Origin of the sequence: Halomonas sp. LBP4, assembly GCF_003202205.1 — a bacterium.
In the GTDB taxonomy this organism is placed as follows: domain Bacteria; phylum Pseudomonadota; class Gammaproteobacteria; order Pseudomonadales; family Halomonadaceae; genus Halomonas; species Halomonas flagellata.
Map to the genome: position 1 here is coordinate 1 of NZ_PDOG01000013.1, position 8,270 is coordinate 8,270.

The following is an 8,270-nucleotide window of genomic DNA, read 5'->3' on the forward strand; positions in this document are numbered from 1 at the left end:
AGGCGCCGCCCACGGTGCGCAGGCGGATGGCGCGGCGGTCGGTGGAGAAGAGCAGGGCGATGGCGATCAGGGTCGCCATCCCGACCAGGCTCATGGTGATTGTCATTGGAATTCCTTCATGATCCGGGTGTTGTCGTTATGGGTTGTGCGTAGGCTTGGGAGCCCGAGTGGGTGGCGTCAGTCGACCGGGCGCAGCACTTCGTCGAAGGCCGCCAGGTCCTCCCGACAGGCTCCTGGCTGCCCCGGATCGCCGGTGACGAAGGTGTCCATGTAAAGCGTCATCAGGCGCTGGGCGTCCACGTCCACGCAGACCCGCTGCGACGGCAGGCCGTCCCAGGCGGTGGGCGGGAAGTCCCGGTCGTCCGGCCGCTGGATGGTTTGGCCCATGGCGAGGCCGTCGCACACCGCGCGCACCGGGCCCCGGCGCACCTCGAACAGGCTCGGGTCGAGGACATAGGCCACGGCGCTGGAGTCGTGGACATAGCAGCCGTCGATGGCCTCGCGCTCGGAATAGAAGTCCACGTAGTGGCGCGAGATCGCCCACATGAACTCGCCGTCTTCTCCGCCTTGTTCGCGCAGCCGCCGGAAGTCGGCGTCGGACATCAGCACCCGGTGGGTGACGTCCAGGCCGACCACGGTGACCGGCCAGGCGGCGGTGAAGACGAGGTCGGCGGCGTGGGGGTCGCCGTGGATATTGGCCTCGGCCACCGGGGTGATGTTGCCGCCCTGTCCGCCGACGCCGAAGGCACCGCCCATGACCACCACCTCCTTGACCAGGGAAGCGATCTCGGGGGCCTCCTGGATCGCCAGGGCCAGGTTGGTCAGGGGGCCGACCGCGACCAGGGTGACCTCGCCGGGAAAGCGGCGCACCGTGTCGATGATCAGGCGGTAGGCGGGGCGGGGATCCGGTCGGCGGGTCGGCTCGAAGCTCAGGCCGACATTGCCGAGGCCGTCGTCGCCATGCACGAAGGTCGGCGGCGCCGACTTGGGCATCGCCAGGGGCTCCGTGGCGCCGCGGGCGATGGGCACCTCGAGGCCGAAGCGCTCACCCAGGTAGAGGGCGTTGCGGGTGGTGGTCTCGGTGTAGGCGTTGCCGTGCACCGTGGTGATGCCGACCAGCTCGATGGCCGGATGACGGTGCAGGAACAGCAGCGCCATGGCGTCGTCGATGCCCGGGTCGGTATCGAAGAGCACCCTGGTGGGGCGGCGGGAGGCGTGAGTGGCCATTGTTGTTCTCCTGTGGGTTGGGGTCAGGGCGTCACGAGTTCGTCGCGGTGGGGGATCGAGCTCTGGGCACCGGCGCGGGTGACGGCGATCGCGGCGGCCGCCTGGCCCTCGCGGATCGCCGTTTCCACCCCGGCGTCGCGGGCCAGGGCGGCGGCGAAGCCGCCGACGAAGGTGTCGCCGGCGGCGGTGGTATCCACGGCCGTGACGGCCGGAGCCGGGTAGTGGTGCAGGCTGTCGTCGCATGCCGCGACCACGCCCTGGGCACCCAGGGTGACCAGCACCCGGCGACAGCCTTGCCGGCGCAGGCGCTGTGCAGCCTGGGCCGCCTCATCGGGGTGGGTGACGGCCTGGCCGGAGAGGGCGGCGGCCTCGGTCTCGTTGACCACCAGCCAATCGACCCGCGCCAGGACGTCGTTGGGCAGTGCCATGGCGGGCGCGGCATTGAGCAGGGTGGTGCAGCCATGCCGGCGGGCCCGGTCGAGGGCGTGGCGCACGGTCTCCAGGGGCACCTCGAGCTGGCAGACCAGCAGCTTGGCCGAACGCAGCAGGGCGTCGCCGCGTTCCACATCCGCGGGGAGCAGCTCGGCATTGCTGCCGGGGATGACCACGATGCAGTTCTGGCTCGCATCGTCGACCTGGATCATGGCCACCCCGGTCGGGCGCGTGGAAGTCAGCCGCACCCCTTGGCGAAGGATGCCTTCCTGGTCGAGGCCGGCGAGCAGGGCATGGCCATGGGCGTCGTCGCCGACGCAGCCGATCATCGCCGTCGAGGCGCCCAGCCGAGCGAGCGCCACGGCCTGATTGGCGCCCTTTCCGCCGGGAGTCGTGACAAGGGCATGGCCGGTCAGCGTCTCGCCCGGCTGCGGATGGCGCGGCGCGCGCACCACCAGGTCCATGTTCAGGCTGCCGACGACGACCACGTCGGCGTGAGCGCCCGACTCGTCGTCATGGGGTTGATTCACGGTGGCAATAGTCAATGCAGTCACCCTGGGAGTGTCTGGTTGTGTTTTGGGCTACCCTAGATTAAGAAAAACGTTTGCGCAATCGTTTTTCTATGAGGATTTTGGGTATGATTACCTTGTTGGAATGATGCGGGAGAGGTGGGCAGGAGGGCCGTTCCCCAGGGGCGTGGCCTGGCGGTCTTCCCCGGGTGGGCGGCGATGTCATTCTCAAATCAATGGGTTATGCTTGCTTGCGGCAGGTGAGGGAGAGGCGAGGCGATGATCAGTACGCAGGGGGGCCGGGAGAAGGCTCGGAATGGGGTATCCCGATGGTGACGATTACCGATGTGGCGCAGGAGGCGGGCGTGTCCGTCTCCACCGTCTCCCATGTGGTCAACGGCACCCGCTTCGTCAAGCCGGACACCCGGGCCAAGGTGATGGCGGCGATCGAGCGGCTCGACTATACCCCCAGCACCTCGGCGCAGTCGTTGAAGAAGAACGTGACCCATACCATCGGGATGATCGTCACCAGTTCCACCAACCCCTATTTCGCGGAAGTCGTCGCCGGGGTCGAGTCCCGGCTCTATGACGCCGGGTTCAACCTGATGCTCTGCAACTCCGGGCGCGACATCGACAAGCAACGCAGCTATATCCGTACCCTGAAGGGCAAGCGTATCGATGGCCTGCTGATCCTGGAGTCCGTGGTGTCCGAGGCCTATCTGGAGTTGCTGGCGTCCTGTTCTTTCCCGGTCGTGCTGATGGATATGGAAGCGCCCGGGGTGGCGAGCGTCATCGATGACTCCGAGCATGGCGGTTATCTGGCGACCTCCTACCTGATCGCCCAGGGCCACCGCGACCTCGGCTGTATCACCGGGTCCGCGGACCATTATCAGTCGCAGCAGCGCTACCGGGGGTTCCTGCGTGCCCTCGAGGACGCCGGCCTCGAGCCCAATCCCGCCTGGGTCTATGCCGGTAATCTGGAGATCGGTGGGGGAGAGGCCGCCGTTCGCCACCTGCGGCAGGGGGACAGGCGTCCCACCGGCCTGTTCGCCTTCAATGACCTGTCGGCGCTGGGTGCGATAAGCCAGGCGAGCCGACAGGGGCTCCGGGTCCCCGAGGACCTGTCGATCATCGGTTACGATGATATCGAAATCACGCGCCTGTTCACGCCGTCGCTGACGACCGTGCGCCAACGGGTCGATCGCCTCTGCCACGAGGCCTGCCGCCTCTTGACGACGGCCATGGCGACCAAGGCGCCAGCCACCGAGCACGTCCGTGTCAAGCCGGAACTGGTCATTCGAGACTCCGTTCATCCGCCCTCGGTGGCCACCACCGGTGAGCCCCGGTGACGGGAGGCGGTCTTCGGCCTCGCGGCGACTAGCGTAGATTCTCCGGGCCGAAGGCGTCGGGCAGCAGCTCGTCCATGGTGTAGTGGCGCAGCAGCCGGCCCTCGGCGTCCACCACCTGGATGCGGGTGTCGGCATCGGCGAATTCGCGGATGCGCTGGCGGCAGTCACCGCAGGGCGTACAGAGATGCTCGCCGGGGCCGATCACGTAGACGTTTCTCAGCCGACGCTCGCCGGCCGAGACCATGGCGGCGATGGCCGAGGCCTCGGCGCACAGGCCCTTGTAATGGGCGACCTCCACGTTGGCGCCGGCGTAGCGGGTGCCGCTGTCGCTCTCCACCACCGCGCCCACCGGGTGGTGCGAGTAGGGGGCGTAGGCACGGTCGCGTACCGCGATCAACTCGGCGACGATGGCCGCATCGAGGGGGGGCTGGGCAGGGGTCGGCTGAGATCGTGACTCGCTCATGGGGTGTCTCCTTCCCGATCCCGGTCGTCGCGCCGTACGCTCTCCAGGGCGATCTCCATCATTTCGGCGAAGGTGCTCTGGCGCTCTTGGCTGCCGAGCGAATCGCCCTTGAGGATATGGTCCGACACGGTGCAGATGGTCGCGGCGCGGGCACCGAACTCGGCGGCGACGCCGTAGAGGCCGGCGGCCTCCATTTCCACGCCGACGATGCCGTAGCGCTTCATCAGCGCGAAGATCTCGCCCTGGGGGTTGTAGAACAGGTCCGCCGAGAAGAGGTTGCCCACCTTCACCGCCACGCCCAGGGCCCGGGCGGCATCCACCGCGTGGCGGCTCAGCTCGAAGTCGGCGATGGCGGCGAAGTCGTGGCCCAGGAAGCGGGTGCGGTTGACCCCGGAGTCGGTGCAGGCGCCCAGCCCGATCACCACGTCGCGCACGGCCACGTCGTCGCGCACGGCGCCGCAGGAGCCGACGCGGATCAGGCGCTCGACGCCATAGTCGGTGATCAGCTCCTTGGCATAGATGGAGGCCGAGGGGATGCCCATGCCGTGGCCCATCACCGAGATCTCGCGGCCCTTGTAGCGGCCGGTGTAGCCGTACATGTTGCGGACGTCGGTGACCAGGCGCGGCTCGTCGAGGAAGGTCTCGGCGATGTACTTCGCCCGCAGCGGGTCGCCGGGCATCAGCACGGTATCGGCGAAGTCGCCGCGCGCGGCATTGATATGGGGGGTCGCCATCAGTGGCCTCCTGAGGATGCGGTGCCGGTGAGGGGAGTCGAAGGGGGGAGAAAGCTCTCGCCGTCGGCCATGGGCGGCAGGTCGAAGAGGGCGGCCAGGCTCTGGCCGATATCGGCGAAGGTCTCGCGGCCGCCCAGTGAGCCGGCGGCGAGGCCTGCGCCCAGCGCCAGCACCGGGACATGCTCGCGGGTGTGGTCGGTGCCGGACCAGGTGGGGTCGCAGCCATGGTCGGCGGTGAGGATCAGCAGGTCCTCGTCGCCGAGCCGGGCGAGCAGTTCCGGCAGCCGGCCGTCGAAGTGCTCGAGCGCCGCGGCGTAGCCGGCCACGTCGCGGCGATGACCGTGGACCATGTCGAAGTCGACGAAGTTGGTCATGATCAGCGAGCGGGGCCCGGCCTGGGTCAGCGCCTCGAGGGTGGCATCGAACAAGGCATCGTGGCCGCTGGCCTTGACCGTGCGCGAGATGCCGCAGTGGGCATAGATATCGGCGATCTTGCCGATGGCGACCACCTCGCCGCCGGCCTCATGCAGCTTCTGGAGCACCGTGGGGGCGGGTGGCTCGACGCTGTAGTCGCGGCGGTTGGCGGTGCGGGCGAAGGTGGCGGCGCTCTTGCCGGTGAAGGGGCGGGCGATCACCCGGCCGATGTTGTACGGCTCGAGCAGCTCCCGGGCGATCTCGCAGACCCGATAGAGCCGTTCCAGGCCGAAGCTCTCCTCGTGGGCGGCGACCTGGAACACCGAGTCCGCCGAGGTGTAGACGATGGGCTTGCCGCTGGCGACGTGCTCCTCGCCGAGCCGGGCGATGATCTCGGTGCCCGAGGCGTGACAGTCGCCCAGTACCCCGGGTAGCCCGGCCTCGCGGACCAGCGCCTCGATCAGTTCGGCGGGAAAGCTCGCCTCCTTCTCGAGGAAGTAGCCCCAGGCGAACCGCACCGGCACCCCGGCGATCTCCCAGTGGCCGGAGGGGGTGTCCTTGCCCGACGAGACCTCCCGGGCGTGGCCGTAGGCCCCCTCGACGTCGGCGGGCACCGCGACGCCCTCGGCCCAGCCGCCGGTGCTCTCGCGGTGGGCATGCAGGAGCCCGAGCCGGGCCAGGTTGGGCAGCCGCAGCGGCCCGCTGCGGCCCCGGTCGTCGCATTCGCCGCGGGCGCAGGCGGCGGCGATATGGCCCAGGGTGTCGGCGCCGGTATCGCCGAAGTCGGCGGCGTCCGGGGCGGCGCCGATGCCGAAGGAGTCGAGCACCAGCACGATGGCGCGGGTCATGGGGCCTCCCGACGGATGACGTCATGGATCAGTTTAGGCGGTGTGGGACTCCCGTCGCCCACGGTGATGGCGGCCAGCAACTGCCGGGCGGCGCGCTCGGCGGCGTCCTCGCTTGCCGCATGGATCACCGCCAGCGGGCGCTCGGCATCCACCGGGTCACCGATGGCGGCGATCGCGGAGAGGCCGACGGACGGGTCGATGGCCTCCTCGGGCTGGCGGCGGCCGCCGCCGAGCTCGACCACCGCCAGGCCCAGGGCGCGGGTATCCAGTCGCTGTATCCGGCCGGGCCGCTCGGCGAAGACGGCACGCCTGACCGGTGCCTCGGCCAGGTAGCGGTCCGGCTGCTCGAGCAGGTCGGTGGGCCCGCCCAGGCCGGCCACCATGCGGGCGAAGCGCTCGGCGGCGGCACCGGAGGCGAGCGCCCGGTCGAGCCGGCTGCGTGCCGCGTTGGCGGAGTCGGCCAGTCGGCCGGCCAGCAGCAATTCGGCGGCCAGTTCGCGGGTCACCTCGAACAGCCGCCCGTCGCGCCTCTCGCCGGTCAGCAGGGCGATCGCTTCGCGCACCTCGATGGCGTTGCCGGCGCAGGGGGCCAGCGGCTGGCTCATGTCGGTGAGCAGCGCCGTGGTCGGCGTGCCGGCTTTGCTTGCTACCTCGGCGATCGTTTCGGCGAGCTCCCGGGATTTCTCCGGCGTGGGCATAAAGGCGCCGCTGCCGACCTTGACGTCCATCACCAGGGCGTCGAGGCCGCAGGCGAGTTTCTTGCCGAGAATCGACGACACGATCAGCGGCAGCGACTCCACCGTGGCGGTGACGTCACGCACGCGATAGAGGCGCCTGTCGGCGGGCGCCAGCTCGCCGGTCTGGCCGACGATGGCCACGCCCGTCTCGCGAACCAGCTCGCGGAAGCGAGCCCGGGAGGGGGCGATGTCATAGCCGGGGATCGCCTCCAGCTTGTCCAGGGTGCCGCCGGTGTGACCCAGGCCGCGGCCGGAGACCATCGGCACGAAGCCGCCACAGGCGGCGATCCAGGGCCCCAGCACCAGCGAGACCAGGTCGCCGACCCCGCCGGTGGAGTGCTTGTCGAGCACCGGGCCGGGCAGGTCGAGGCCCGACCAGTCGAGCACCTCGCCGGAATCGCGGATCGCCTCGGTCAGGGCCACGGTCTCGGCCGCGTCCATGCCGTTGAGGAACACCGCCATGGCGAAGGCGCCGACCTGGGCGTCGCCTAGGCTGCCGTCAGCGATGTCAGCGACCAGTGCCCGGATCGCCTCCACATCGAGCGCCTGGCCGTCGCGCTTGGCGCGGATCAGCTCCTGGGGGAGTGCTTGAGCGCGCATCAGTAGCCTCCCGTCGGGGCGTTCCTGCCGCTTGTCACGCCCAGGGTCTCGAGCAGGCTGCCAAGCAGGCCCGAGGCGCCGAAGCGGAAATGCGCCGGGGTGATCCAGTCGGCCCCCATCAGGCGCTCGGCGAGGGCGAGATAGGCCTGGGCGTCTTCTGCGGTGCGCACTCCACCGGCGGCCTTGAAGCCGATGTCCCGCCCACTATCCCGGATTGCGGTGAGCAGGATCTCGGCCGCCTCCAGGGTGGCGTTGATCGCCACCTTGCCGGTGGAGGTCTTGAGGAAGTCGGCCCCGCCGGCAATGGCCAGCTCGGCGGCACGGCGGATCAGGGCGGGATCCTTGAGCTCGCCGGTCTCCAGGATCACCTTGAGGGTGGCGTCGCCACAGGCCTGGTGGCAGCAGGCGACCAGCTCGCGGCCCACTGCCTCGTCGCCCGCCATCAGCGCGCGATAGGGAAAGACCACGTCCACCTCGTCGGCGCCGGCGGCCACGGCCTCGCGGGTTGCCCGGGCGGCGGCCATCACGTCGTCGCCGCCGTGGGGGAAGTTGGTGACCGTGGCCACCTTGACGCGGCCTTCCAGCCCGTGGGCCTTGATGGCGCGGCGTGCGGAGGTCACGAAGGCGGGGTAGACGCACACCGCCGCCGGGGTGCCGGCCGGCGTCTTGGCGCGCCGACATAGCGACTCGATGCGCTCGTCGGTGTCGTCGTCATTGAGGCTGGTGAGGTCCATCAGCGCCAGTGCCTGGCGCGCGGTCTGTTGAAGGTCTGTCATGTCAGCGTTCACCGTAACGGAACTTGGGGGAAGGAGCCGCATGGACGGCTCCCGACGTGGGTGTCGGTGGTCAACCCATGGCCCCGAGGGCCAGGAAGAAGCCGGCGAGGGTGGCCGACATCAGGTTGGAGAGGGTGCCGGCCAGCACCGCCTTGAGGCCGAAGCGGGCGATGTCGTGGCG

Annotated in this window: 9 protein-coding genes; 1 reads left to right on the forward strand and 8 read right to left on the reverse strand. The window is 69.8% G+C overall.

Features of this window, described 5'->3' with window-relative positions; genetic code table 11:
• The 3 genes from CR157_RS21720 to rbsK all read right to left on the reverse strand — a co-directional run.
• Nucleotides 1–106 (reverse strand): Na+ dependent nucleoside transporter N-terminal domain-containing protein (locus tag CR157_RS21720; RefSeq protein ID WP_146218750.1); only part of this gene is annotated, 106 nt, incomplete at its 3' end.
• 71 nt (nucleotides 107–177) lie between these two features.
• Entirely contained in the window at nucleotides 178–1,227 is a 1,050-nt protein-coding gene (locus CR157_RS21725; protein WP_110285606.1) for a nucleoside hydrolase, read from the reverse strand.
• A 23-nt stretch (nucleotides 1,228–1,250) separates the two neighbouring features.
• Complete coding sequence (gene rbsK / locus CR157_RS21730) at nucleotides 1,251–2,204, reverse strand: ribokinase (protein ID WP_258364271.1); 954 nt, start codon at nucleotides 2,202–2,204, stop codon at nucleotides 1,251–1,253.
• 293 nt (nucleotides 2,205–2,497) lie between these two features.
• On the opposite strand from rbsK, the gene CR157_RS21735 reads away from it, so the two are divergent.
• Nucleotides 2,498–3,517: a LacI family DNA-binding transcriptional regulator gene (locus tag CR157_RS21735; RefSeq protein ID WP_258364272.1), complete on the forward strand. Its 1,020-nt coding sequence runs from the start codon at nucleotides 2,498–2,500 to the stop codon at nucleotides 3,515–3,517.
• A gap of 28 nt (nucleotides 3,518–3,545) precedes the next feature.
• Here the strand turns inward: CR157_RS21735 and cdd are convergent, their stop codons facing one another.
• From cdd to deoC, 5 genes are read right to left on the reverse strand one after another with little or no spacing between them, the layout of a single operon-like run.
• Nucleotides 3,546–3,980: a cytidine deaminase gene (gene cdd, locus CR157_RS21740; protein WP_110285608.1), complete on the reverse strand. Its 435-nt coding sequence runs from the start codon at nucleotides 3,978–3,980 to the stop codon at nucleotides 3,546–3,548.
• Nucleotides 3,977–4,714: a purine-nucleoside phosphorylase gene (gene deoD, locus CR157_RS21745; protein ID WP_110285609.1), complete on the reverse strand. Its 738-nt coding sequence runs from the start codon at nucleotides 4,712–4,714 to the stop codon at nucleotides 3,977–3,979. Before deoD ends, cdd begins: the two co-directional genes overlap by 4 nt.
• The gene (locus tag CR157_RS21750) at nucleotides 4,714–5,976 is read right to left on the reverse strand and encodes a phosphopentomutase (protein ID WP_110285610.1); all 1,263 of its coding nucleotides are present in this window, start codon (nucleotides 5,974–5,976) and stop codon (nucleotides 4,714–4,716) included. The genes deoD and CR157_RS21750 overlap by 1 nt, the downstream gene beginning before the upstream one ends.
• Nucleotides 5,973–7,313: a thymidine phosphorylase gene (deoA, locus tag CR157_RS21755; RefSeq protein WP_110285611.1), complete on the reverse strand. Its 1,341-nt coding sequence runs from the start codon at nucleotides 7,311–7,313 to the stop codon at nucleotides 5,973–5,975. The genes CR157_RS21750 and deoA overlap by 4 nt, the downstream gene beginning before the upstream one ends.
• Complete coding sequence (gene deoC, locus CR157_RS21760) at nucleotides 7,313–8,089, reverse strand: deoxyribose-phosphate aldolase (protein ID WP_110285612.1); 777 nt, start codon at nucleotides 8,087–8,089, stop codon at nucleotides 7,313–7,315. Before deoC ends, deoA begins: the two co-directional genes overlap by 1 nt.
• Nucleotides 8,090–8,270: the final 181 nt, after the last annotated feature.

Coding starts and splice junctions, on each gene's coding strand:
- CR157_RS21725 (WP_110285606.1), bottom strand. CDS start 1,227: ATGGCCACTCACGCCTCCCGCCGCCCCACCAGGGTGCTCTTCGATACC.
- CR157_RS21735 (WP_258364272.1), top strand. CDS start 2,498: ATGGTGACGATTACCGATGTGGCGCAGGAGGCGGGCGTGTCCGTCTCC.
- cdd (WP_110285608.1), bottom strand. CDS start 3,980: ATGAGCGAGTCACGATCTCAGCCGACCCCTGCCCAGCCCCCCCTCGAT.
- deoD (WP_110285609.1), bottom strand. CDS start 4,714: ATGGCGACCCCCCATATCAATGCCGCGCGCGGCGACTTCGCCGATACC.
- CR157_RS21750 (WP_110285610.1), bottom strand. CDS start 5,976: ATGACCCGCGCCATCGTGCTGGTGCTCGACTCCTTCGGCATCGGCGCC.
- deoA (WP_110285611.1), bottom strand. CDS start 7,313: ATGCGCGCTCAAGCACTCCCCCAGGAGCTGATCCGCGCCAAGCGCGAC.
- deoC (WP_110285612.1), bottom strand. CDS start 8,089: ATGACAGACCTTCAACAGACCGCGCGCCAGGCACTGGCGCTGATGGAC.